At 68.1% G+C, this 24,433-nt stretch carries 26 protein-coding genes; 14 read left to right on the top strand and 12 right to left on the bottom strand.

Annotated features, from left to right (window positions below; all coding sequences use genetic code 11):
* Nucleotides 1-9 precede the first annotated feature (9 nt).
* The gene (locus tag EXE63_RS11575) at nt 10-498 is read right to left on the bottom strand and encodes a lipoprotein LpqH (RefSeq protein WP_168142080.1); all 489 of its coding nucleotides are present in this window, start codon (nt 496-498) and stop codon (nt 10-12) included.
* 100 nt (nt 499-598) lie between these two features.
* Between EXE63_RS11575 and fbaA the strand changes: the two genes are divergently transcribed.
* Nucleotides 599-1,636 (top strand): class II fructose-bisphosphate aldolase, encoded by a 1,038-nt coding sequence (fbaA, locus tag EXE63_RS11570; protein WP_168142079.1) that lies wholly within the window; start codon nt 599-601, stop codon nt 1,634-1,636.
* Here fbaA and EXE63_RS11565 read toward each other — a convergent pair.
* Both EXE63_RS11565 and EXE63_RS11560 read right to left on the bottom strand, forming a co-directional pair.
* The gene (locus EXE63_RS11565) at nt 1,633-3,105 is read right to left on the bottom strand and encodes a PPE domain-containing protein (RefSeq protein WP_168142078.1); all 1,473 of its coding nucleotides are present in this window, start codon (nt 3,103-3,105) and stop codon (nt 1,633-1,635) included. The two genes, fbaA and EXE63_RS11565, sit on opposite strands and share 4 nt — an antisense overlap.
* Nucleotides 3,106-3,216: 111 nt before the next feature.
* Nucleotides 3,217-3,927: an Rv0361 family membrane protein gene (locus tag EXE63_RS11560; protein ID WP_168142077.1), complete on the bottom strand. Its 711-nt coding sequence runs from the start codon at nt 3,925-3,927 to the stop codon at nt 3,217-3,219.
* 80 nt (nt 3,928-4,007) lie between these two features.
* On the opposite strand from EXE63_RS11560, the gene EXE63_RS11555 reads away from it, so the two are divergent.
* Complete coding sequence (locus EXE63_RS11555) at nt 4,008-4,424, top strand: DUF3151 domain-containing protein (protein WP_168142076.1); 417 nt, start codon at nt 4,008-4,010, stop codon at nt 4,422-4,424.
* Here the strand turns inward: EXE63_RS11555 and EXE63_RS11550 are convergent.
* The 3 genes from EXE63_RS11550 to EXE63_RS11540 all read right to left on the bottom strand — a co-directional run bounded on the left by EXE63_RS11550 (nt 4,421) and on the right by EXE63_RS11540 (nt 6,923).
* Nucleotides 4,421-5,317 (bottom strand): cation diffusion facilitator family transporter, encoded by an 897-nt coding sequence (locus tag EXE63_RS11550; RefSeq protein ID WP_168142075.1) that lies wholly within the window; start codon nt 5,315-5,317, stop codon nt 4,421-4,423. The genes EXE63_RS11555 and EXE63_RS11550 overlap by 4 nt on opposite strands.
* A gap of 40 nt (nt 5,318-5,357) precedes the next feature.
* Entirely contained in the window at nt 5,358-6,137 is a 780-nt protein-coding gene (locus EXE63_RS11545; RefSeq protein ID WP_168142074.1) for a site-2 protease family protein, read from the bottom strand.
* Between the two features lie 108 nt (nt 6,138-6,245).
* Entirely contained in the window at nt 6,246-6,923 is a 678-nt protein-coding gene (locus EXE63_RS11540; RefSeq protein ID WP_276006403.1) for a peptidase M50, read from the bottom strand.
* Nucleotides 6,924-6,992: 69 nt separating this feature from the next.
* On the opposite strand from EXE63_RS11540, the gene EXE63_RS11535 reads away from it, so the two are divergent.
* The 3 genes from EXE63_RS11535 to EXE63_RS11525 are packed head-to-tail and all read left to right on the top strand — an operon-like array spanning nt 6,993 to nt 9,631.
* A complete protein-coding gene (locus EXE63_RS11535; RefSeq protein WP_105364291.1) occupies nt 6,993-8,282 on the top strand; it encodes an adenylosuccinate synthase in 1,290 nt (429 codons plus the stop codon).
* Complete coding sequence (locus EXE63_RS11530) at nt 8,279-8,923, top strand: PaaI family thioesterase (protein ID WP_168142073.1); 645 nt, start codon at nt 8,279-8,281, stop codon at nt 8,921-8,923. Before EXE63_RS11535 ends, EXE63_RS11530 begins: the two co-directional genes overlap by 4 nt.
* Before the next feature lie 18 nt (nt 8,924-8,941).
* Nucleotides 8,942-9,631, top strand: a complete 690-nt coding sequence (locus EXE63_RS11525; RefSeq protein ID WP_168142072.1) for a hypothetical protein — start codon at nt 8,942-8,944, stop codon at nt 9,629-9,631.
* Nucleotides 9,632-9,637: 6 nt separating this feature from the next.
* On the opposite strand, the gene EXE63_RS11520 is transcribed toward EXE63_RS11525, so the two are convergent.
* The 5 genes from EXE63_RS11520 to EXE63_RS11500 all read right to left on the bottom strand — a co-directional run bounded on the left by EXE63_RS11520 (nt 9,638) and on the right by EXE63_RS11500 (nt 15,732).
* On the bottom strand, nt 9,638-11,374 hold the full coding sequence (locus EXE63_RS11520) for an HNH endonuclease signature motif containing protein (RefSeq protein WP_168142071.1): 1,737 nt from the start codon (nt 11,372-11,374) through the stop codon (nt 9,638-9,640).
* Nucleotides 11,375-11,529: 155 nt separating this feature from the next.
* Nucleotides 11,530-11,721 (bottom strand): ferredoxin, encoded by a 192-nt coding sequence (locus EXE63_RS11515; RefSeq protein ID WP_168142070.1) that lies wholly within the window; start codon nt 11,719-11,721, stop codon nt 11,530-11,532.
* A 2-nt stretch (nt 11,722-11,723) separates the two neighbouring features.
* On the bottom strand, nt 11,724-12,929 hold the full coding sequence (locus tag EXE63_RS11510) for a cytochrome P450 (protein ID WP_168142069.1): 1,206 nt from the start codon (nt 12,927-12,929) through the stop codon (nt 11,724-11,726).
* 9 nt (nt 12,930-12,938) lie between these two features.
* Complete coding sequence (locus tag EXE63_RS11505) at nt 12,939-13,745, bottom strand: alpha/beta fold hydrolase (RefSeq protein ID WP_234904450.1); 807 nt, start codon at nt 13,743-13,745, stop codon at nt 12,939-12,941.
* Nucleotides 13,746-13,755: 10 nt separating this feature from the next.
* On the bottom strand, nt 13,756-15,732 hold the full coding sequence (locus EXE63_RS11500; protein WP_168142068.1) for an MMPL family transporter: 1,977 nt from the start codon (nt 15,730-15,732) through the stop codon (nt 13,756-13,758).
* 55 nt (nt 15,733-15,787) lie between these two features.
* Here EXE63_RS11500 and EXE63_RS11495 point away from each other — a divergent pair, with 55 nt between their 5' ends.
* On the top strand, nt 15,788-16,252 hold the full coding sequence (locus tag EXE63_RS11495) for a MarR family winged helix-turn-helix transcriptional regulator (RefSeq protein WP_168142067.1): 465 nt from the start codon (nt 15,788-15,790) through the stop codon (nt 16,250-16,252).
* Here EXE63_RS11495 and EXE63_RS11490 read toward each other — a convergent pair.
* Nucleotides 16,239-17,819: a Na+/H+ antiporter gene (locus tag EXE63_RS11490; RefSeq protein ID WP_168142066.1), complete on the bottom strand. Its 1,581-nt coding sequence runs from the start codon at nt 17,817-17,819 to the stop codon at nt 16,239-16,241. The two genes, EXE63_RS11495 and EXE63_RS11490, sit on opposite strands and share 14 nt — an antisense overlap.
* A 24-nt stretch (nt 17,820-17,843) precedes the next feature.
* On the opposite strand from EXE63_RS11490, the gene EXE63_RS11485 reads away from it, so the two are divergent.
* The 8 genes from EXE63_RS11485 to EXE63_RS11450 all read left to right on the top strand — a co-directional run bounded on the left by EXE63_RS11485 (nt 17,844) and on the right by EXE63_RS11450 (nt 24,432).
* A complete protein-coding gene (locus tag EXE63_RS11485; RefSeq protein ID WP_168142065.1) occupies nt 17,844-18,158 on the top strand; it encodes a UBP-type zinc finger domain-containing protein in 315 nt (104 codons plus the stop codon).
* A gap of 23 nt (nt 18,159-18,181) precedes the next feature.
* Nucleotides 18,182-19,387 (top strand): formate-dependent phosphoribosylglycinamide formyltransferase, encoded by a 1,206-nt coding sequence (gene purT, locus EXE63_RS11480; RefSeq protein ID WP_168142064.1) that lies wholly within the window; start codon nt 18,182-18,184, stop codon nt 19,385-19,387.
* Nucleotides 19,384-19,821, top strand: coding sequence for an Rv0361 family membrane protein (locus tag EXE63_RS11475; protein ID WP_210000463.1), 438 nt, complete (start codon nt 19,384-19,386; stop codon nt 19,819-19,821). The genes purT and EXE63_RS11475 overlap by 4 nt, the downstream gene beginning before the upstream one ends.
* Nucleotides 19,822-19,837: 16 nt before the next feature.
* A complete protein-coding gene (locus EXE63_RS11470) occupies nt 19,838-20,269 on the top strand; it encodes a rhodanese-like domain-containing protein (protein ID WP_168142063.1) in 432 nt (143 codons plus the stop codon).
* Nucleotides 20,266-21,489 carry an O-succinylhomoserine sulfhydrylase gene (locus tag EXE63_RS11465; RefSeq protein ID WP_168142062.1) on the top strand — a complete coding sequence of 408 codons (1,224 nt, stop codon included), beginning with the start codon at nt 20,266-20,268 and terminating at the stop codon, nt 21,487-21,489. The genes EXE63_RS11470 and EXE63_RS11465 overlap by 4 nt, the downstream gene beginning before the upstream one ends.
* Before the next feature lie 3 nt (nt 21,490-21,492).
* The gene (locus EXE63_RS11460) at nt 21,493-21,894 is read left to right on the top strand and encodes a hypothetical protein (protein WP_168142061.1); all 402 of its coding nucleotides are present in this window, start codon (nt 21,493-21,495) and stop codon (nt 21,892-21,894) included.
* A gap of 7 nt (nt 21,895-21,901) precedes the next feature.
* Nucleotides 21,902-22,825, top strand: a complete 924-nt coding sequence (locus EXE63_RS11455; protein WP_234904449.1) for a LysR family transcriptional regulator — start codon at nt 21,902-21,904, stop codon at nt 22,823-22,825.
* A gap of 104 nt (nt 22,826-22,929) precedes the next feature.
* Entirely contained in the window at nt 22,930-24,432 is a 1,503-nt protein-coding gene (locus tag EXE63_RS11450; protein ID WP_168142059.1) for an APC family permease, read from the top strand.
* Nucleotide 24,433: the final 1 nt, after the last annotated feature.

Below are 24,433 nucleotides of genomic sequence, written 5' to 3'. Positions count from 1 at the left end.
GGCTGGGCCTCACGGGCAGGCCACGGCGATCTGATAGCTGGACGGGACGACCCGCGCCGGATCCGACGAATCGGTCCCGCTGCCCGACCCGGAGACGATGACCGTGGGGCCGTTGCGATAGGCGGTGGGCGCCTCGCTCCCGGTGCCGGTGGCATAGCCCAGAGCGACGCCGCCGACGTCGCCGATGGTGACCGACCTCACCGTCGGCACGGCGTCATCGGTGACGATCACGCTGACGCCCAGCGAGCTCTCCCCGACGCTGATCGTGGTCAGCCCGTCATCGGTGGAACAACTCACCGGTCCGGTGGGGCCGGTGTCGCCGTTGACGATGACCTGGGCCCGCCCCGGGGCGACGGACCTGGCCAACTCGGGTTCCGGCGGCGGTTTGGGTGCGGCGACGGGGGTGGATATCGGTGTGGAAGGCGCGGCGGGAGCGCATCCGACGGCGGCTGTCGATGCCACTGCCGCCAGCAGGATCAGGACCGGTATGGCGCGCACTTCGTCCACGGTAAACGGTCAAGGCGGCATCCGCCCTGCCGCTGTCGTCGCTTTATTGAGATACTGCCGGGGAAAGCGCTCGCGACCCAGGAGGAAGTCCATGCCCATCGCCACGCCCGAGGTATACGCCGAGATGCTGGGCCGTGCCAAGGAGCACTCGTTCGCCTTCCCGGCCATCAACTGTGTCGGGTCGGAGAGCATCAACGCCGCCATCAAGGGCTTCGCCGACGCGGGTAGCGACGGGATCATCCAATTCTCCACCGGCGGTGCGGAATTCGGATCCGGCCTCGGCGTCAAGGACATGGTGACCGGTGCCACCGCGCTTGCCGAGTTCGCGCACGTCGTCGCCGCCAAGTACCCCATCACGGTGGCCCTGCACACCGACCACTGCCCCAAGGACAAGCTGGACACCTTTGTCCGGCCGCTGCTGGCGATCTCCGCCGAGCGCGTGGCCAAGGGCCAGAACCCGCTGTTCCAGTCGCACATGTGGGACGGCTCGGCCGTGCCCATCGACGAGAACCTGCAGATCGCGCAGGAACTGCTCAAGCTGTCGGCCGAAGCCAAGATCATCCTGGAGATCGAGATCGGCGTGGTCGGCGGCGAGGAAGACGGCGTCGAAGCCGAGATCAACGACAAGCTCTACACCACGCCCGAGGACTTCGAGAAGACCATCGACGCGCTCGGCGTCGGCGAGAACGGTAAGTACCTGCTGGCCGCGACGTTCGGCAATGTGCACGGCGTGTACAAGCCCGGCAACGTCAAGCTGCGCCCGGACATCCTCGAGCAGGGCCAGAAGGTCGCAGTGGCCAAGCTCGGCCTGGCCGCGGGCAGCAAGCCGTTCGACTTCGTCTTCCACGGCGGTTCCGGTTCGCTGAAGTCCGAGATCGAGGATTCACTGAACTTCGGCGTGGTGAAGATGAACGTCGACACCGACACCCAGTACGCCTTCAGCCGGCCCATCGCCGGGCACTTCTTCACCAACTACGACGGTGTGCTGAAGGTCGACGGCGAGGTCGGCAACAAGAAGGTCTACGACCCGCGCAGCTACCTGAAGAAGGCCGAAGCCGGGATGACCGAGCGCGTCATCGAGGCGTGCAACGACCTGCACAGCGCAGGCCGTTCCGTGTCCGCCGCTTAGTTCTCCTCGTCCGGGCGCCAGCCGCCCGGCAGCATCGGGCTGACCGCCGCGCCGCCGAACTGATCGGTGTGCACGGTGGTCAGCCCCTTTGCGTCGATGCCGCTGCGCTGTGAGGTGCCGATCCAGGATTCGGGCCGCCGCTCGGGTTCGGACTCGGGATCCTCGGGTTCATAGTGGGCGTAGGCGTCGGCATACGCGCGGTCCTCGATGACGGCCTCCTTCTTGCGGCGCCGTTTGCGTTGCGCCACCGAGGACGCCGCGATCCCGGCCGCGGCGGCGGGAATGCCCTCGGCCGGGGCCTGTGCGCTGTTGTGATCCCGCAGCGTCGGCGTGAACCCCTCGCCCGGATCGCTGCCGGCCACCGCGTACGGGACCAGCGGCGCGGCGACGGTGGCCGCCGGTGCGGCAGGTGCCGCCGCCGTCGCAGAACCCGCCGGAGCGCCCGCGGCGGCCGTGGCCGGCGCACCGCCGCCTGGGAACGCCGCGGGGGTGAGCTGCTGCTGCTCGCCCTGTGGCTGCGTGGCGGGCTCGCCCAGATCCAGCGGCGGCAGGTCCTGGAACTTCATCAGCTCGTTGAACAGGTACGCGCCGACCCCGATGAGAACGCCGAGCGCGGTGGCGGCCATCAGGGGCAGCAGCAAGATGGACGGATAGGTGACCGACGCGCCCACCCAGGAGATCGCCTGATAGGCGACGGCCGCCAAAAACGGACCGTACGCGTTGAGTGCTGCACCGGGATTGGTCAGGAAGTCCCTGATGAGGGCGAGGCTGTTGCCCAGCGGGTCCTGCAGGAAATCCCAGATCAGGTCGCCGCCGGGCACCGAGTCCAGGTATCCGCGCAGCGCGTCGGCGATCGCGTTCGACGAATTCAGTGCGGCGGCCGCGTTGGTGGCCTGGGGTTGGGCGCTCAGCGCGCCGGCCATCGCGGCGCCCATCTCGCCGGCACCCGGGAGCAGCACCGGCGGCGGGGGCGCGGTGACCGGTCCGGCGGTCACCGCCGCGGTCGACACCGCCTGGTAGGTGCTCATGGTGGTGGCGGCCTGCACCCACATCCGTACATAGTCGGCCTCGTTGACCGCGATCGGGATGGTGTTGATACCGAAGAAGTTGGTGGCCACCAGCGCACCGCGGGTGGCGTGGTTGAGCGCCAGTTCGGGCAGCGTGGGCATGGTCGCCAGGGCCGTGGTGTAGGCGGCGGCCGCGGTCTCGTGCTGCGCCGCGGTGGCGGCACTGTTCGCGCTCGCCTGCGCCAGCCAGCTCAGGAACGGGGAGTGCGCGACGACGTACTGCTGCGCGCTCGGGCCCTCCCACGCGCCGGCCTGCACGGTGCCCAGGGTGGCCGTCAGGTCGGCCGCTGCGGTGGCGTAGTCGATGCTCAGCTGGTGCCAGGCCGCCGCGGCGGCAAGCAGTGGGCCCGCGCCGGGACCGCTACTCAGCAGCGCTGAATGGACCTCGGGTGGCAATGCCATCCAAATCATGGAAGCGACTATGACACAGGCAAACTCGCTATCAGGTGCCCAGGTCTTCGATTGGGCTGTGCGGCACTCAGTTTGCCGGGTGTCCGAACTCTGGGTCGGGGGTCACCCGTTCTGGCAGATCTTCCACTGGTCGTCACGGAACTGGAGGTCGAAGCTCCGGGTGGAACGCGTCTGCGGCGCATTGGCCATGAAGGTGGTGACATTCGCCTCGGCGTGGTCGTTCTCCACGACGACCTCGTCGATGCTGGCCACCACCGGGTACTGCTTGGCGGCCGCGACCCGCTTGTGGGTCTCGGCCCAGGAACGGTCGTCGTACTGGACGTAGCTCTCCCTGGTCGCGCCGCAGGTGATACCGCGCAGCGCCGCCAGGTCGCCCTTCTGGATGGCGATATCGAAGCTCTCGATGGTCGAACGGACCTGGTCTTCCTGCGATGCGGCGTTGGCGCCACCACGGGTCAGCAACACCGTGCCCAGCACCGCGAGCGCCACCAGTGCCGATATCACCAGCACGACGGCGATCACCCAGCCCCAGCTGCGCCGGGCCCGTGGCGGCTTGGGCGCGTCATCGCGCGGTGGGATCACCTGCGGTGCAGCCGCTTTGGAGCTGTCGGTGAACGCGGTGCTGTCGATCATCTCGGTGGGTTCGCCCGCGGCGAAGATCTCGGTCGGGGGCTCGGGCACCGACTGGATGATCTGCGTCGATCCGTCGAAACCCGACGGCGCGGTGAACCGGCGCTCCGATGAATCGTCGGATTCCGGTGCATCCGGGTCGGGTTCCTGCTTGCCGCCTTCGGGCTCTGTTGGGTTCGACATCCCTACTGCAGTCCTCCCTCGTGATGCTTCAGCGCAAGCCTAATCACAGCCGGCGTACGCCCGCACGGCACAATAGGCCTATGACACGAATGGGTGACCTGCTGGGGCCGGATCCGGTGCTGCTGCCGGGCGATACGGAGGCCGAAGGCGAACTGCAGGCCGGCGAGAAGGCCGCCATCGTCGCCGCGGCGCACCCGAGTGCCTCGGTGGCCTGGGCGACGCTCGCCGAGCAGGCGCTGGCCGAGGATCATCCGGTGGCCGCCTACGCATATGCCCGCACCGGGTATCACCGCGGACTCGACCAGCTGCGTCGCAACGGCTGGAAGGGCTTCGGTCCGGTGCCCTACGCGCACGAGCCGAACCGGGGTTTCCTGCGTTGCGTGGCGGCGCTGGCCCGGGCCGCTCAGGAGATCGGTGAGACACCCGAATACGCCCGTTGCCTGGATCTGCTCGACGACTGCGACCCGTCCGCGCGCGCCGCGCTCGGGGTGAACTAGCAGTTTTTCGCGCCGCAATCGCCGACGCCGCCGGGCGGCTCGACCTGCACCGTGGCGTGTTCCAGACCGCGTGCGGCCAGCACCGCCTGGGCGTCCACCAGGACTCGGGCGGCGTCGTCGGTGCTGGTCAGATGCGCGGTGGCCATGTCGCGGCCGGGTACCAGCGTCCACACGTGCAGGTCGTGCACCTCGGTGACGCCGGGGACGTCGCGCAACGCGGTGCGCAACTCGTCGACATCGATGTGGGCGGGTGACGACTCGCTGAGGATCCGCAGGGCGGCCTTGGCGAGGGCGAAGGCGCGCGGCAGCACCCACAGGGCGACCAGGACCGCAACGACGACATCGGCGTACGGCCAGCCGGTGGTGACGGTGACGATGCCGGCGATCAGCACGCCGACGCTACCGAGGGTGTCCGCGACGACCTCCATGTAGGCGCCCTTGACGGCCAGGCTGCGCTCGGAGTCCGCGCGCAGCAGCAGCACCACGACGGCGTTGGCGGCCAGCCCGGCCAGGGCGACGACGATCAGCGGCACACCGGGCACGTCGGGTGCATCCCCGAGCCGCTCGAATGCCTCGTAGAGGATGAACCCGGCGACGCCGAGCAGCAGCGCCGCGTTGGCCACGGCGGTGAACACCTCGGCGCGGTGCCAGCCGTAGGTGCGGGCGGCGGAGGTGGATCCGCGGCGGGCCAGCAGCACGGCGGTCAGGCCCATGAACATCGCGACCAGGTCGGTCAGCATGTGCCCGGCGTCGGCGAGCAGCGCGATCGAGTTGATCTTCAGCGCGGTGACCAGTTCCAGCACGAAGAACGCGGCGAGAATCGCCGCGCCGATGATCATCCGGCCGACGCGCGTGTCACCGCCGCCGTGGCTGTGGTCGTGTCCAGCTCCCATGCAGCCGAATATATGCGCAAAGTCGCATATGTTGCAAGACTCAGAGCCAGGCCGACCAGAACCGGGTCAGTCCGCCGCCGATCGACACCAGCGATCCGTTGATACCGGACAGGTCGACGAACCAGAACACCACCGCGAAGAAGACCTGGTTGAGCTGGGGCACCAGCAGCACGACGAGCAGGATCAGGAACCCCCAGCCCTTGGCGGGTTCCAGCGCGCGCTGGGTGTCCGGTTTGAGATGCGGTTCCAACGCGCCGTACCCGTCCAGGCCGGGGATCGGGAGCAGGTTCAGCAGCACCGCGGTCACCTGAAGGAAGCCCAGGAAGGCCATCCCACCCCAGAACACCAGGTGGTCCGGGTCGTAGAACAGGCTCACGGCCGTCAACAGCAGGACCGCCAGCACCACGTTGGCCAGCGGGCCGGCCAAACTGACCTGGGTGCGCTGCCGTGCCGTCATCCAGCCCGTGCGCACATAAACCGCACCGCCGGGCAGTCCGATACCGCCGAGGGCGATGAACAGCAGCGGCAACCCGAGCGAGAGCATCGGGTTGGAGTACTTCAGCGGGTTCAGCGTCAGATAGCCGCGCACCGCGATGTCGTGGTCACCGAACTTCCACGCGGTGTAGGCGTGCCCGAACTCGTGCAGGCACAGCGACACCAGCCAGCCCGCGACCACCAGGACGAACACCGCGGCATAGGAGAGCGGTTCGATGGCGTCCCCACAGAACCAGGCCAGCCCGCCGCCGGCGAGTGTGAGCGCGACGATCCCGAGGAAAATCGGGCTGGGTCGAACCGACTGGTGCAGCGGACGGATGTTCACGTGTCGACGCTACCGGCTCGTCACCGGACGGTGCTGGATGCGCCGGCCTCCTCGCTGCGCTCGTCACCGGACGGTGCTGAATGCGCCGGCCTCCTCGCTGCGCGCTCGTCACCGGACGGCCAGCCAGCCCTCGGTGTGCCGGTAGAACGTCGACCGCCGCACCGTGCGGGTACTCAGGTCGCCGTCGCGGACCACGAGCGCTCCGGTGGCCCCGAGCTGCGCGGCGCGCCCGGTCACCCAACGCCTGGGCCGCATGCGCGGGGACAACACCGCCGCGCGCAGCCCGGGCATCGTCCCGATCGGCTCGATCCGCACGGCGGTGGCCTCGCCGTCGAACAGCACGGTGTCATCGACGACCGCCTCGCCGTGCAGCTTGGCCGGTGGCGCGCCCTTCTCGAGCCCGGTCTCACCGACCCAGAGCCCGGCACCGACGAGCGCGCGCCCGGAGTCGTCGCGAATCAGCGGCACCCGGGTGGCGGCGTGGGCGAGGGCCGCGCGGACCGCGCGCCGACCCGTCGGCAGCCCGTGGGCACGGGTGGCGGCGGTGCGCCAACGGGGTACGTAGGCGACCTCGACACCCAGATTTTCGGCCTTCAACAGGGTGGTGAGCACCGCCGCGAGGTCGGAGTCGGCGCCGATCACGACGACGCGGCGGGCGGTCACAGCGGCCTTGATCTGATCGGCTTCCTGCACCGTTACCGCAGGTAAATGGCCTAATGCACGGGGTGGTCGGCGCCCGCCGAACAGCAACACTGCGCAATCTGGCCGGCCGTTTGTGGTGGTCAAGGCCTCTCCTATGGCTCCGCTCGGATAGGGTGGGTCACCGGCTGCATCACTTTAAGCGGGAGAAATGCCATGCCGGCAATCGTGCTCATCGGCGCCCAGTGGGGCGACGAGGGCAAAGGTAAAGCCACCGATCTACTCGGTGGGCGTGTGCAATGGGTAGTTCGCTACCAGGGCGGTAACAACGCGGGTCATACCGTGGTGTTGCCGACCGGGGAGAACTTCGCGCTGCACCTCATCCCCTCGGGCATCCTCACCCCGGGTGTCACCAACGTCATCGGCAACGGTGTCGTGGTCGACCCAGGCGTGTTGCTCACCGAGCTCTCCGGGCTCGAGGACCGGGGCGTGGACACGTCGGGGCTGCTGATCTCCGCCGATGCACACCTGCTCATGCCGTATCACGTCGCCATCGACAAGGTGACCGAGCGCTACATGGGCAGCAAGAAGATCGGCACCACCGGTCGCGGCATCGGACCCTGTTACCAGGACAAGGTCGCGCGCCTCGGCATCCGGGCCGCCGACGTTCTCGATCCCAGCCTGCTCGCCCAGAAGATCGAGGCGGCACTGGAGCTCAAGAACCAGATCCTGGTCAAGATCTACAACCGCAAGGCGCTCGACGCCGACGAAGTGGTGACCACGCTGCTGGAGCAGGCCGATGGGTTCAAGCACCGGATCGCCGATGCCCGCCTGCTGCTCAACCAGGCGCTGGAGAACGGCGAGACGGTGCTGCTGGAGGGCTCGCAGGGCACCCTGCTCGACGTGGACCACGGCACCTATCCGTTCGTGACCTCGTCCAATCCGACCGCGGGCGGCGCGGCCGTGGGGTCGGGCATTGGGCCGACCCGCATCACCACGGTGCTGGGCATCCTGAAGGCCTACACCACCCGGGTGGGCTCGGGCCCGTTCCCGACGGAGCTGTTCGACGAGCACGGTGCGTACCTGGCCAAAACCGGTGGCGAGGTCGGTGTCACCACCGGCCGGCCGCGGCGCTGCGGCTGGTTCGACGCCGTCATCGCCCGCTACGCCACCCGCGTCAACGGCATCACCGACTACTTCCTGACCAAGCTCGACGTGCTCTCCAGCCTGGAAACGGTCCCGGTGTGCGTGGGTTACACCGTGAACGGCAAGCGCACCGACGAGATGCCGATGACCCAGGCCGATATCGCCCGCGCCGAGCCCATCTACGAGGAGCTGCCCGGCTGGTGGGAGGACATCTCCGGGGCGCGCGAGTTCGATGATCTGCCCGCCAAGGCGCGCGACTATGTGCTGCGGCTCGAAGAGCTTGCCGGAGCTCACGTTTCGTGCATCGGCGTGGGCCCGGGACGGGAGCAGACCATCGTGCGCCGGGACATCCTGGCGTGACCGATTTCGGCCTGGACCCGCGGCGCGTCGACCCGCAATACGACCGGCACGGCGGGTTTCCGCTGTTCGAGGCCGCCGACCCGGGACCGGGTTTCGAGCGGTTCCTGACCGCCATGCGCCGAGCGCAGGATCTGGCGGTGTCGGTGAACCCGGACGGCGACACCTGGGCCGCTGCTGCGGACCGCGCCGAGGAACTGGTGGCGCTGCTCGAACCGCATCAGGCCGCCGAGGGCGTCGGGCCGGCCAACCGGGTGCCTTCGTTGCCCGGTGCGGGCAGTCTGTTGATGCCGCCGTGGCGCGTCTCCACGTTCGAGGCCGACGGCGTGGAGTTGACGGTGCAGTTCAGCCGCTTTCACGTGGGTGGTAACCAGGCCGTGCACGGCGGTGTGCTGCCGCTGCTGTTCGATTCGGTGTTCGGCATGGTCATCCATGCGACGGGCCGGCCGATCAGTCGGACCGCGTTCCTGCATGTCGACTACCGCCGGGTGACGCCGATCGACACCCCGCTGACGGTGCGTGGCTGGCTGCGGGAAGCCGAGGGCCGCAAGGCGTTTGTCAACGCCGAATTGCTGGACGCCGAGGGCAATGTGCTCGCCGAGAGCAATGGCCTCATGATCAGATTGCTCCCCGGCCAGCCGTAGTCGTGTCACCATGACGGCGTGACCACACACCCGTCGGACCGGCACCTTCGCAAGCTCAGCACGCCGCGGGCGGCGGCGGTGGCCGGTGTACTGTTCGCGTTGCTGTTCGGGACCGCGCTCGCGTTGATCCGGACTGCCCTGCCCGAGGGTGCCGAGCACGGATCGCAGTGGATCGCCGGGGCGAGCGGCCAGCTGAAGTTGGCTTCGGTGCTGATGCCGTTCGCAGGCATCACGTTCCTCTGGTTCATCGGCGTCATCCGTGACGGTTTCGGCAGCTATGAGGACAAGTTCTTCTCCACTGTGTTCATCGGCAGCGGATTGTTGTTCCTGGCAATGATGTTCGTGTCGTCGGCCGTCGGTGCGGGGCTGGTCGCCACCAGGGTCGGCTTGCCGGATGTGACCGTCCGCGATGAACTCGCGGTTTTCGGTCAGGGCATGCTCGAGAGTCTCACCACCACCTATGCACTGCGGATGGGGGCGGTGTTCATGATCTCGCTGGCCACCATCTGGCTTCGAACCGGCTTGATGCCGCGCTGGCTGGTCATCGTGACTTACCTTGTGGCGGTGAGCCTTCTGATCTCCGGTGGGGTAAGCATGTGGGTGGTGCTGGCCTTCCCGCTGTGGGTTCTGGTGGTCAGCATGCTTCTCCTGACGCGGGCCGGAGTGATCGACCTGCACCACGACGGCCCAGGGGAGATCAGCCGCTAAAGAGCGCTAAAAGGGTGGGTCGCTGTCACTTTCGGCGCGTTCGAGGGCGCGTTGGAGTTGGTTGTGTGTGCGTTCGGTGGTGATGCGTTGGGCGCGGTCTTGTGCGCGGGTGCGTTGTCGGACCGGCATCTTGGTGTCGCGGTCGGTGTCGTTGATGAGGGTGATGGCCCGTTTTCGTGGGATGGGTGTCTGGATGTTCCAGTGCGGGAACAGGATTGCCGCGCCGGGGGCTTTCTGATAGCGGTGCCCGGTGGGTGCGCTCCAGTGGGTGGTGCCGTCGGGTTGGGCGGTGGGGGTCCAGCCGCCGAAGGTCTTGATCAAGTGGTGCAGACGGCATAGCGGCCCGAGGTTGCCCGGATGCGTCGCTCCGGCCGGCCACGGGGTCAGATGATCCAAGTCGCAGCGGTGTGCGGCGCGGTTGCAGCCGGGGAAGCTGCAGGTCATGGCGCGCATCCGGACGAACGCGGTCAAGGCTGTCGAGGGCCGGTATCGGGGTTCGGCGGGCAGGTCGGCGATCTCCGATAGCGGTTTGATGGTGGCGCCGGCGGCGATGAGTTCGGCGAGCATGGCGGCGGGGATGATGGCGCCGTCGAGCGTGACGGCGGGGCTGGGGTTGCAGGTCGCGGGCGCGGCAGGCTCGGTGGTGGCAGCCGATTCGGTGCGGGCAGCCGGCGCGATGGATTCATTGCGGGCCGCAGGTTCGGCGGGTTCGGACGGCCCAACGGGCTCAAACTCCGCGGCCGGTGTCTGCGGCTGGTGCTCGGGTGCAGCGGGTTCGGATTCCGCGGCCGGAGTCTGTGGTTCGCGCTCGGCGGCCTGCTCCTTTTCCTCTGGCGCGGCCTCGGTCGCGGTTGGCTCGGAGTCTGGGGTGCCCGCAGCACCCGGCCTGGTTTGGCGGGGGCGGTCTTCACTGGCGGTGGGTACTTGGTCGGTGAGCGCGTAGATGGTGAGTGCGCCCGCGCGTGGGTCTTTCCCGCTGCCCGCACAGCCGGCGTCCCCGCATTCGCAGGTCAGGCGCTCCAGGGCGGGCCCGACCACACCCAATGCCGCCAGCGCGGCGGCGCGCAGTTCCCCGCGCTTGCGGGGATCATTGGCGCAGACGGTGTCGGCCAGGTTGTTGAGGCGTTGTTCGAGGATCTTTTTGTCGGTGATGCGCAGCCGCCCCCAGAACGAGGCCACCCCGTTCGGGTCATCCTTGTCATCGAACTCGACGTACAGGTCCTTGGCCGCCCGCTTAGAGCGCACCACGGCGTCGGGGTCGAATTTCTCCACCCACAGATCCACCGCGCCGATCAGTTGCTTCTCCGAATGCGCCCCGTACTGGCTGGCTTCCCCGGAGATGGCGGTGTCGATCAACCCCAGCGCGTCCTCGTCGACGACGAGGTGGGTGCGCCAGGTGATCGCATCGATCACCCTCGCCGAGATGAGCCCCTCGGCGAACAGGGCCGCGGTCCGCGGGAGCCGGTCGCGCAGGGCTTGGGCGATGCGCATCTGCTTGGACGCCGCATGCGAGTTCAGGTTGCAGGCCGCAGACACCGCGGCCTGCGCCCACGCCCACCCATCGATCACCTGATGAGCGCTGGTGTCGTCCTCGTCATCGCATTGGCGGGCGATCACCTCGCCGATCAGGGCCAAACGCTGCGCGGCGGCCCTCGCCTCGGTCCGGGTCATGGTGGTGACCGCGGAGATGAGCGCCTCATCGCTCAGCCCGGCGAGTGCGCCACGATCCAAGACTTCGAACATATGTGCTATTTTACCGGCCGAGTCGGACATTGGCAGCAGCATTTTTCAGGCTGTGGATAAGTCATTCGAGTAGGTTTCACCCGCGGTCACGTCGGCGAAGGTGCTTCTGATCGGTGCGTTGGCAGGCCCGGTCACTACTCGCTGAGCTTGGGCAATTAATCCAGCAGCTTCAACGCCGACGCGGGGCACAGCTTGACGGCCTCGCGGGCATGTTCCTCTTCGCCGGCAGGCACCTCGTCGGTGAGTACCACCACCACGCCGTCGTCGTCCTGATCGAACACCGCATCGGCCACCATCACGCAGTTGCCGGCAGTGATACAGGAGTCCTGGTCAGCTTCAACTTTCATCGTCACCACCTCACTGGGAGTGACCGTAGTCCGTAGATGAAGTGGAAGTCCCGGAACTCGATATCTTCGAACGGTTCGGCCAGCGCCAGGCTGGGGAAGCGCTTGAACAGAGCGGGGAAGGCGATGCGCATCTCCATCCGGGCCAGCGGCGCACCCAGGCAGTGGTGCACTCCGTGGCCGAATGCGAGGTGCCCCGGCGCACCCCGGCGCACATCCAACTCGTCGGGCCGGTCGATGAACGCGGGGTCGCGATTGCCCGCGGGCAACGACGCGAAGACCAGTGAACCCGAGGGAATGGCCACGCCGGCCACCTCCACATCGGCGGTGGCGAACCGTGGAATGGCATGGTGCACCACCGACATCCAACGCAACAGCTCCTCCATCGCGGGCCCGATGGCATCCGGATCATCGCGCACCAGAGCCAGCTGGTCGGGCCTGCGCAAAAGCGCAAGAGTGCCCAGCCCCAGCATGTTCGACGTGGTCTCGTGCCCGGCGAGCAGCAGCAGCCCGGCGATGCCGACCAGCTCGTCATCGCTCAGCGAATCGCCGTGCTCACGCACGAGCATGCCGAGGATGTCCTCACCGGGCGCCTTCCGGGCTCGCTGCACCAGGCTGTGCATGTAGCTGCGGCTCTGCTGTTGCAGCTGCATGCGCTCCGCGATCGGCAGCGACAGATCGAGCTGGCGGGCCGAGCGGTGTTGGAAGTCATCCCGGTCGCCGTAGGGCACACCGAGCAGCTCGCAGATCACCAATGACGGTACAGGCAAGGCGAATTCGGCCACCAGATCGGCGGGAGCGCCTCCGGCCGCCATGGCGTCGAGGTGCTCGTCGACGATCTCGGTGATCCGGGGCTCCAGACGCTTCATCCGGCGGATGGTGAACTCGGGGGTGAGCAGCCTGCGCAACCGCTGATGCTCGGGTGGATCCTGGCCGAGCAGATTCCCCGCGCGCGTCCTGGCCAGTTCCTCCGTGGACATTTCCGGCGCCCCGGGCAGGGTGAAGCCCGGTGGCCGCGCATTGGAGAAATGCTCGTGATCGGCGAGAACGGCTTTGACGTCGTCGTGCCGGGTCACCAGGTACACGGTGTTGCCGAGGGCGCTGACGACCGATTGCACGCCGGTTCCGTCGCGGATCGCTCCGAGTTCGGGCACCGGGTCGAAGCCGTTGCGCCGCATGTGGACCGGCGGCAGAACTGCTGCTTCTGTCATGCACACACGCTACGCGTTGAACACAAAGTCCTTGATCAGCGCGTTGACGAGGCGCGGATTCTCCAGGGCGGCCAGATGCGCGACGCCGTCGAGCACCGCGGTTGCCGCACCGGGAATGGCGTCGGCCATCTCCAGCGTCTCGGCGACCGGGAAGGTCGCGTCCTCGGCGCCCGCCACCACGAGCACCGGGGTGCGCACCGCCGCGAGCAGCGCGCGTTGATCCGGCCGCCGCGGCACCACGCTGGTCACCGCCCAGGCACTGGAGTCCAGGTCCACGGCGCGCGCGGCGTCCCGCACGAACGCCACCACGTCGGGCCGGTCGCGACATGTCGTCGGCCCGAGGAAGGCCTTGAGTACCTGTCCCGTCAACGGCCCGCGAATACCGCCGAGCAGCTTCGCCATCCGCAACAGCAGCCCGTACTCGACGCGCTGACGACGCCCGGCCGGCGACGCGGTGCAGTTCATCAAGACCGCCCGGCCGATCCGGTCCGGGTGCCTGGCGGCGAACGTTCCGCCGATCATGCCGCCCCAGGAATTCCCGATGACATGGGCCCGCTCGATGCCCAGCCCGTCCAGGACGTCCAGCACGGTCTGCGCGCAATCGTCGAAAGTGAATGTACCCGAGAGCTTTTCGCTGGACCCGTGTCCGGGTGGATCGATCAGCACCACCTGCGCACGGTCACGGAACGCCGCGGCCTGCCCGGCCCACATATCGCCGGTCATCAGCAGGCTCGGCCAGAACAGCATGGCCTCACCAGATCCGGCGGTCTGCACGCGCAGCCGTCCCAGCCGCGTCGCAACGGTCCGTGACTCCACGGCCACCACGCTAGCGTTCGGCGTGCAACCCCGGAGCCCAGATGCGCGGACCGATGAGGGTGAACAGTGCCGGGATGATGACCGTGCGCACCAGGAAGGTGTCCAGCAGAATGCCGAGGCCGACGATGATGCCGATCTGCGTCAGCACGATCAGCGGAAGCACGCCCAGCACGCAGAACACCGCGGCCAGCACGATGCCGGCACTGGTGATGACGGCGCCGGTCGCCGACACGGCGCGCACGATGCCCTCCCGGTTGCCGAATTCCGGTGTCTCCTCGCGCGCCCGTGTCACCAGGAAGATCGTGTAGTCCACCCCGAGTGCCACCAGGAACAGGAACGCGAACAGCGGAGTGCTGTTGTCCAAGGCGGGGAAACCGAACAGGTGCACACTGGCCCAGCCGCCGATCCCCAGCGCGGCAAGTGCGCTCAGCACCGTCACCGACACCAGGACCAGTGGAGCCAAGGCGGAACGGAGCAGCACGAAGAGCACGGCGAGCACCACGGCCAGGATCGCGGGGATGACCACCATGCGGTCGCGCTGCGCCGCCGACGCCGAATCCCGTGCCTTGGCGTCGGACCCGCCGACCAGGGCGTCGGGGCTGACGGACTGCACCGAACTACGCAGCGCATCAACGGTTTCGAACGCCTCATCCGACGCCGGTTCGGCCTGCAGGACCACCTGCCATTGGCTCAGGCCGGTGCCCGATTCCCCGGCCTGCCGGGCCGAGACCACCCCGGGTACTGCGGTGATGGCGGACGAGACCGCGGCGGCGTCGTCGGTGGGTGCGATCACCAGCGCGGGATCGGTCAGTCCGCTCGGAAAGTGTTGAGCCAGCGTGTCGTAGCCGCTGACCGATTCGGCCTGCACCCGGAACTGTTCGGTCTGCGACAGGCCGACCGGCGTGCCCACCAGCCCGAAGCACAGTGCGACCAGCACGCCGAGCGCGCCGGCGGACACCCAGCCGGGACGGCCCGCCACCCAGGACGCGACCCGGTGCCAGAGACCGCTGTCGGTCAGGGCCTGGTCGCCCACCTGTGGGATGAACGGCCAGAACAGTTTCTTGCCGAACAGCCCGAGGAAGGGCGGTAACACCAGGAGTACGAAGATGGCCGCCACCACCAGGCCCGCCGCGGCCTGTACACCGAGGCTGCGGTTGGAGGGGGCCGTGGCGAATGCAAGGGTGAGCAGCGCCAGCACGACCGTGGCGTTGCTGGCGAGAATCGCGGGGCCGGCCGCGCGGGTGGCGACCCGCAGCGCATCGCGGTGATCGGCCGAGCGGCCCAATTCCTCGCGATAGCGCGAGGTGAGTAGCAGCGCATAGTTGGTGCCAGCGCCGAACACCAGCACGCTGGTGATGCCACCCGTCGATCCGTCCGGGTTCAGGCCCAGGCCGGAGGCCACCGCGGTGCCGACCACGGAGCCGACCCGGTCGGCGAACGCGATCACCAGCAGTGGCACCAGCCACAGGACCGGGGAGCGGTAGGTGATGATCAGCAGCAGGGCCACCACCGCGGCGGTCACCGCGAGCAGGGTGATATTCGCTCCGGCAAAGGAATTCGCGATATCGGCACCGAAGGCCGGGCCGCCGGTCACCTGCGCCTGCAGGCCTTCCGGTAGCCGTTCGGCGGTCTGGGTGCGCAACTCGGAGACCGCGTCATTGAGGGCGAACCCGGACAGGTCGGTCGACAGCGGGGAGACCGACACTGCGGCGAGTCCGTCCTGCGACACCTGCGCGCCGGGGCCTGCCGCGGCGATGTCTGTCGGGCGTAGTGGGCCGCCGTCGGTCCGGGTGAACACGATGATGGCGGGAGCGCTGTCGCCGCCGGGAAATTCGGCCCGCAGGGCGTCGGCGCGGGCCGATTCCGCATCGGCGGGCACCGCCACCGGCGACTGTGAGGCGGAGTCCCCACCGCTGAGCAGGCCGAGGCCGGCGCCGGAGGCGACGATCACGAGTAACGCCACGAGCCAGGAGATGCGACTGGACATGGGCCAAATATTTCAGAAACTTAACGATTAATCAAGTGAACGATATGCTGGACGGATGGAGCGGGAAGAACTCGAGGGGTTCATCGCCGGCGATGTGCGCGCCCTCACGGCCGAATCGGACCAGATCGGGCGCGAGTTCGCGAGCCGCAATGATCTGGCTGCCAATGATTTTCGCGCCCTGCTCTACATCATGGTCGCCGAATCTTCGGGGTCGCCGCTGACCGCGGGTGACCTGCGCACCTTGATGGGCACCTCGGCCGCGGCGATCACCTATCTGGTGGAACGGATGATCACGTCCGGGCATCTGCGCCGGGAGGTGCACCCCGATGACCGGCGCAAGGTGATCCTGCGCTACGCCGATCACGGTCTCGCGGTGGCCACCGATTTCTTCACCCCGTTGCAACGGATCAACTCCGAGGCGCTGGCCGGTCTGCCCGACGCCGATCTCGATGCCGCGCATCGCGTGTTCACCGCCTTGATCGGGGCGATGCGCGAGTTCCGGGCGTCTAACGACGGTTGAGGGTGGCCTCTTCGAGGTCCAGGCCGCGCAGTACCTCGCGCAGCACCTCATCATCGATGTTCCCGGCGTCGCGTTCGGCGATGAAGGTATCGCGTTCGGCGGCAAGCATTTCCAGCCGCAGCCGACGGAACGCCGAGGCCGGGCTCTCGCCGATCTCGTCCTCGCCGCGGCCCAGCCGCTCCCACGCCGAGTTGCGCCGGGCGGTGTTCCACTTGCGCAGCACCGCGGCGGCGTCGTCGGTGACCGCGGCGGACTGGATGGCGGTCCCGTCGGGGCGATGCAGCGCGAGCAGTTCGTCGAGCCGGTCTGCCGCGGCCCGGGCCGCCTTGTCCTGCGCCGCGGCCTGGGCCAGCGCATCGCGCTGTGCGTCGTCGCTGTGGATGCCGAATCGCCGGATCACCCACGGCAGCGTCAGCCCGTGCAGCAGCAACGTGCCCACCACCACGACGAAGGTCAGGAACACCAGCTGCGGCCGGCCCGGGAACTGCGCACCGGACATCGTCGTCAACGGCACACCGAAGGCGGCGGCCAGCGACACCACCCCGCGCATCCCGGCCCATGCCACCACGAAGGCCTCGCCGGCCGCCGGCCGTGGGTTGCGCAGATAGGTGAACGCGAACACCCAGGCGATCCGGACCACGATGACGGTGGCCAGCACCGCCACCGAGGAGAGCGCGATCGCCGCCGCGGACAACCCGGACAGCTGGCGCACCACTCCGGGCAGTTGCAGTCCGATCAGCAGGAAGGCGAACGACTCCAGGATGAGTTGCAGGGCCTTCCACACCGCGTCGTCCTGCAGTCGGGTGGCGTATCCGGCTTTCGTGGAGCGCTGACCGAGCATGAGGGCGGCGACGACGACGGCCAGCACACCGGAGGCATGCGCCTCCTCGGCCAGCAGATAGATGACGAACGGTGCCACCAGGCCGATGGCACTCTCGACCAACGGGTCGTCGAGCCGGGACCGGATGAAGGTGATGGCCGTCCCGGCGAGCACGCCGACGACGACGCCACCGGCGGCGGCCAGCACGAAGGTGCCCAGCCCCGAAACCCAGCCGGCCGATGCCCCGATGGCCGCGGCCAGCGCCACCTTGTAGGCGGTCAGCGCCGTCGCGTCGTTGAGCAGGCTCTCCCCGCCGAGCAGCGTCATGATGCGCCGCGGCAGGCCGAGCCGGCGGCCCACCGCCGTCGCCGACACCGCGTCCGGTGGCGCCACGATCGCGCCCAGCACCAGCGCCGCGGCCAGCGTGAAATCCGGTACCACGTGATAGGCCACCACCCCGACGGCCAGTGTGGTGATCAGCGGCAGCCCGACCGCCAGCGACCCGATGGAGCGCACATGGCGACGCATGTTGAGATAGCTGCTCTCCAGCCCCGCCGACCACAGCAGCGGCGGCAGGATGACGAACAGCACCAGCTCGGGGTCGAGCTCGACCTCGTCGAGTCCGGGGATGGCGCTGGCCACCAGACCGGCGACCACCAGTGCCAGCGGCGCCGAGACATCGAGTCGGCGGCTCACCGCGGCCAGCAGGACCGCGGCCACCAGAACTGCCAGCAGTGTCGCTGCCACGGCATCAACCTATCCTTGTTCCACATGCGCAAGAGTTCCCGACGCCGTTCGGCGGCAGCTGCGGCAGCCCCGGTTTCCTGCGAGCACCTTCATAGCGCAGTAGGCATCGTAGATCCGGAGCCGTTGACCCCGGGACGCTGCCAGGAATGCGCACACGCCGGTGCGGGCACCTGGGCGCATCTGCGGATGTGCCTGTCCTGCGGACACGTCGGATGCTGCGACTCCAGCCCGCATCAGCACGCGACCGAACACTTCCGGCAGACCGGTCACGCGGTGATGCGTTCGGCGGAGCCCGGCGAGTCCTGGCGATGGTGCTATGTCGACAGCCGGATGGGCTGAGGATCTGGCAGGCTGGGTGAGCGATGACCAGACATGCTGAAGAGAGCGCAAGACCGGTGGTGATGCTGCTCGGGTCCGGCGAGGTGAGTCGTGAACTGACACTGTCCTTCCAGCGTCTCGGCGCGACCGTCGTCGCGGTCGACCGCTACGCCGACGCACCCGCGCACCGGGTCGCGGATCGCAGCGCGGTGGTGCCGATGAACGATCCCGAGGCCTTGGGCGCGGCGGTGGAGCGGGAACGCCCGGATTACGTCGTCGTCGAAGCGGGTGGGGTCGCCACCGACGCGCTGATCGCCATCGCAGAGACCGCCGAGGTCTTCCCCACACCGCGCGCCACCCGGCTGAGCCTGGACCGCGAGGGCCTGCGCCGCCTGGCCGCCGATGAGCTCGGCCTGCCGACCGCACCTTTCTGGTTCGCCGGCTCGGCCACGGAATTGTCCGCGGTCGCCGAGCACGCCGGGTTCCCGCTGGCGGTCACCCCGGTCGCCGGCGCCCCGGGCGAGGGCCGCTCGGTGCTGCTGCGGCCCGAGGATGTCGAGCCGGCCTGGAACCGGGCCATCGCGGTGGGTCACCTCAGCACCCCCAACCGGGTGATGGCCGAAACGGTGGTCGACGTCGACGACGAGGTCACCCTGCTGACGGTGCGGACCACCGGTCCGACCGGGCCGGCCGTGCACTTCTGCGAGCCGATCGGGCACCGGGTCGCCGAGGACGGCACGCTGGCGACCTGGCAGCCGCACCGGCTCAGCCCGGCCGCGCTGGATGCCGCCAAGTCGATCGCGGCCCGCATCGTGAACTCACTCGGCGGGCGCGGGGTGTTCGCGGTGGAACTGTTGGTGCGCGGCGACGAGGTGTACTTCTCGACGGTCCGGCCGCGGCCGGTCGACAACGCTTTCCTCACGGTGCGGACCCAGCGGCTCTCCGAGTTCGACCTGCACGCCCGGGCGATCCTGGGCCTGACGGTTGACACCATCATGATCTCGCCGGGGGCCGCCGAGATCGGCTATGCCGGTGGCCAGACTTCCGTGCCGGCCGAGTCCGACATCGTCGGGGTGCTCGCCGAGGCGCTGGCGGTGGCCGAGAGCGACGTGCTGCTGTTCGACCGGACCGACGAGACCGATGGCAGGCACCGGTTGGGCGCCGCCATCGCCACGGCTCCCGACGTCGTCGTCGCCAGGGACCGCGCGCAGCGCACCGCGGTGTCGCTGCGTAGGCTCTGGCAGTCGTGAGCGACGCACCCGACGATCAGGACCGGCCCACCGCGACACCGTTCCTGCTGGCCCTGGTCATCATCGTGGTTGTGATCACCGGGATTTTTGTGGTCAACCGCAGTGACGGTGACGGGGATCCCGAACAGATCGGGCGGGCCGTGGTCGCTCAGAACGATGCACTACAGCGGCAGGACTACGCAGCCTTCCTGGCGAGCACCTGCGCCGCGCAGCACGGCACCGAGGACGAGGTGCTCAGCCGGCAACGGGATTCGGCGGCGCAACGCGGGGAGCGCTACGTCGACGGCGCGAGCAATGTGAAGGTCGACGGGGACACCGCCACCGCCACCGTCCGGTACCACTTCGGTGAGAACGAGGAGACCGAGGCCACCGTGGACATGTCCTTCGTGCGCGAGGACGGCAGCTGGAAGGTGTGCTCGGTTGGACCGGCCTAGCCGTTACGGTATTGGGGTGTCCACATCCGAGAGTCCGGGCTACGCCGGAGACATCACGCCTGAGCAGGCATGGGAGCTGCTGTCCGCCAATCCCGAAGCCGTGCTCGTCGATTGTCGTACCGAGGCCGAATGGCGTTTCGTGGGCGTCCCCGACCTGAGCTCGCTGCGCGGCGACGTCGTCTACGTGGAGTGGACCAGGACCGACGGCTCCCACAATGACAACTTCGTCGACGACCTCGGCAAGGCCGGTATCGCCCCCGGCCAGCGCGCAGTCGTGTTCCTGTGCAGGTCCGGCAACCGATCCATCGGTTCGGCGATCACCGCCACCGAGGCGGGCATCGGCCCGTCCTACAACGTGCTCGACGGTTTCGAGGGCAACCTCGACGCCAACGGCCACCGCGGCACCACCGGGTGGAAAGCGGTCGGCCTGCCCTGGACGCAGTCATGAGCAGTTCCGAAGAACATCAGGTGCCCTCGGTGCGGATTCCCGCACCGCTGCCCGAGGGCGTCAGCCAGGCGACCATCGGGGTGCGCGGCGGCCTGCTGAGGTCCGGTTTCGAGGAGACCTCCGAGGCGATGTACCTGACCTCGGGCTACGTCTACTCGTCGGCGGGTGACGCGGAGAAGGCGTTCACCGGCGAGATCGACCGGTACGTGTACTCGCGCTACGGCAACCCGACCATCTCGATGTTCGAGGAGCGCCTGCGTCTCATCGAGGACGCGCCCGCCGCGTTCGCCACCGCCACCGGTATGGCCGCGGTGTTCACCGCACTGGGCGCGCTGCTGGGCGCCGGCGACCGGCTGGTCGCCGCCCGCAGCCTGTTCGGTTCGTGCTTCGTGGTGTGCAGCGAGATCCTGCCGCGCTGGGGAGTCGAGACCGTCTTCGTCGACGGCGACGACCTGTCCCAGTGGGAAGAGGCGCTCAGCACGCCCACCCAGGCGGTGTTCTTCGAGACCCCGTCCAACCCCATGCAGTCGCTGGTCGATATCGCCGCGGTGTCCGAACTCGCGCATGCGGCCGGCGCAAAGGTGGTGCTGGACAACGTGTTTGCCACACCGTTGCTGCAGCAGGGCATGCCGTTGGGCGCGGACGTGGTGGTCTATTCGGGCACCAAGCACATCGATGGCCAGGGGCGCGTGCTGGGCGGGGCGATCCTGGGCGACAAGGAGTACATCGACGGGCCGGTGCAGAAGCTGATGCGCCACACCGGTCCGGCGATCAGTGCCTTCAATGCCTGGACCATGCTCAAAGGTCTTGAGACGCTGGCGGTCCGGGTGGACTACGCGAACCGTTCGGCGCACCGCGTCGCCGAGTTCCTGGAGCAGCAGGCCGGGGTGAACTGGGTGAAATACCCCTTCCTGGAATCACATCCGCAGTTCGACCTGGCCAAGCGGCAGATGCGTGGCGGCGGCACGGTGGTCACGTTCGAGCTCGATGGCGGTAAGGACCGCGCCTTCCAGGTGCTCGACAAGCTGAACATCATCGACATCTCCAACAACCTCGGTGACGCCAAATCGTTGATCACCCATCCGGCCACCACCACCCACCGGGCTATGGGCCCGGAGGGGCGCGCGGCGATCGGTCTCGGCGATGGCGTGGTGCGGGTCTCGGTCGGCCTGGAGGGCACCGAGGACCTGATTGCCGACCTGGACCAGGCGCTGAGCTGAGCTGTGTCCAAGCGTGGAGATGCCAAGAAGGCGCGCCGTAAGAAGCGGCAGGGGGCCGCTCGGGTTCCTGCGGTGATCATGGACCAACTGGCCGCCATCCCGGACGGGATCGTCGCCGACCTGGCCGAGTTCGATGAACGAATCACCGCCCGCGACTGGACCTTCGACGAAGAACAGTCCGATGACGACTACGCGGTGTGGTTCTTCGAACCGTCCGGCGCGGAGGTCGAGGACGGTCTGCCGGTGACCTCGCTGTGGCTGGACGCCGCCGAGGACGGCGCGATCGTGCGGGTGGTGCTGGTCGGCACCACCACCCAGCATCCGTTCACCCACGCCCAGCTGTTCGAGCACCTGGAATCGATCGAGACGTACCGGAACGGTGACCCGGTCCCGGAGTTCGGCTAGCGCTGTCGTGAGTGACCTGACGCTGCGGCAGCTGCGCTACTTCGCCGTCCTCGGTGAGGAGCTGAACTACCGTCGCGCGGCCGAGCGGCTGTTCATCACCCAGCCGGCGCTGTCCACCGCGATCAAAGCACTCGAGCAGTCCTTCGGCGTGGTGCTGCTCAACCGCAACACCCGCGAGGTCGCGCTCACCGATCTCGGTGCGGCGTGGTTGCCGCAGGTGCAGCAGGCGCTCTCCGGGATCGATGCGGTGGTGGCCAACCTGGTCACCCTGTCGGGAACCCGCCAGGGCAGGCTGCGGCTGGGTTATCTCATCGGCACCGGTGCCGATCTGCTGTTCCGCGTGGTCCGCCATTTCGAGGCCGCCTACCCGGATGTCAGTGTCGAACCGATCGAGTTCGATTTCGCCGACCCCACCGCCGGACTGTCCGGTGGCACTACCGAGGTCGCGCTGATCCGCCCACCGGTGGATCTGCCCGAGTACCGCATGCTGGTGCTCGATTCCGAATCCTGGGTGGCCTGCCTGCCCCGGGATCATCCGCTGGCGGGCCGTCATGAGGTCGAGATCGGCGAGTTGCTCGACGACCCGATCGTCTGCGCGCCGCTGACCGCCGGACCGTGGCGGGACTACTGGATGGCGATGGACGCCCGCGGTAACCGGCCGCCGACCATCGCGGCGGTCGCCGCCACCTACGAGGCCGAGACCACGTCCATCGCCCGCGGGCTGGGTATCAGCTTCACCACCTCGTCGGTGGCCCGGTTCTATGACCGACCCGGAATCGTCTACGTCCCGATCGTCGACCGCCCGCCCAGCCATGTCGCGCTGGCCTGGCATCCCGGCACCCTCAGCCCCCAAGCGGATGCTCTGATCAGGCATGTCCAGCAGAATTGGGGCTTCGACGACGGCGACGAAACACCCCTCACCCAGCACTGATAAATATTGGTTATCAGAAGATCAAAAGATGGAACTTCCGGTGACGCCCCGGTGGCGATTGTCTGTCATCAGACCTCTCACCCCTGCTCCGACCTGGAGATCCCATGACCGACACCCCCGTACGACCCCCTGAATCCTCGGCGACCACGATGATCGCCGAGGATTCCAAGCTCGCCGAACTGGGCTACACCCAGAAGTTGGACCGCTCGGTCGGCACGTTGGCGTCTTTCGCCATCGGCTTCGCGACCATCAGTGCGACCACCGCGGTGTTCACCGGTTTCGGCGCCGGCTACTTCACCGCCGGTGCGCCGTTCGTGTGGACGCTGTTGCTCGCCGGCGCGGTATTCGCGCTGTGGACCTTCATCGCCGCGGACCTGACCGCGAAACTGCCGCTGGCCGGCTACTCGTATCAGTGGATCAGCCGGATCAACGGGCCGAATCTGGCCTGGTTCACCGGATTCATCGCCCTGATGGGGTGGGTGTGCGGGATGACCGGCGTCGGGTTCATCCTGTCCGGCTATCTGGGTGGGCTGTTCGGCTGGAGCATGACGCAGACGACGCAGATCCTGCTGGCCATCGCCGTGGTGTTCGTCTGCGTGCTGATCAACATCTACGGTGTCCGGTTCGCGACCATGGTCAACAACATCGGCGTCAGCCTGGAACTGGTCATCACCGTCGGCGCCACCGCACTCATCGCCGTCATCGCGTTCTCCGCACCCGAGAACCACCAACCGATCTCGGTGCTGTTCACCGGCGGCGAAGCGGGCGACAAGGACTCCTACATGCTGGCCTGGCTGGCCGCCGCGCTCGGCCCGTTCTTCGGGCTGATCGGGGTGGAATCCGGCGCCGACGTCGCCGAGGAGACCAAGGACGCCCGCCGGGTGGTGCCCAAGACGATGTTCTACGCGCTGGTCACCTCGATCGTCATCGAGCTGCTGATGTACATCGTCTACGTGCTTGCCATCAAGGATCCCGCTGCGGTGGAAGCGAATTCGGGTGCGCCGATCGAGGAGATCATCACCCAGCAGGCCGGCCCGGTCGTCACCAAGATCATCGTCGCCATCGCGTTGACGAACATCCTGGCCTGCCTGTTGGCCAACATCCTGGTCGCCACCCGGTTGACCTACTCGATGGCCCGCGACAACATGCTGCCGTTCTCCCATGTGTGGCGCCACGTTTCACCCACCCGCAAGACGCCGACCTACTCGATCATCGGCCTGGGCTGCCTGTCGACGCTGTTGCTGCTGTCGGCGATCGTGAACGAGAAGGCATTCAATTACATCATCGGCATCGCGTCGCTGCTGTTCTTCTTCGTCTACATCCTGCAGACCATCGGGTTGCTGGTCGGCTACCGCAAGGGCACCATCCCGGCAGGTGACCCCGGCACCTTCGACCTGGGCCGGTTCCGGCTGCCGATCTACATCACGGCGCTGGTGGTCTTCCTCAGCGTCGCCGTGACGCTGCTGTTCCTGCCGCAGTTCACCAGCAACAAATGGGTGTTCCTCGGTGTCGTGGTGATCGCCGCGATCTGGTGGGCCACCGGACTGAAGGCCCGCCTCTCCCGGGGCGACGCCGGCGTCGAATACGCAAGAAACCATAACGTCTAAC

Source organism: Mycolicibacterium frederiksbergense (assembly GCF_012223425.1).
Taxonomy (GTDB): Bacteria; Actinomycetota; Actinomycetes; order Mycobacteriales; family Mycobacteriaceae; genus Mycobacterium; species Mycobacterium frederiksbergense.
This window is presented reverse-complemented; position numbering and strand designations above follow the sequence as displayed.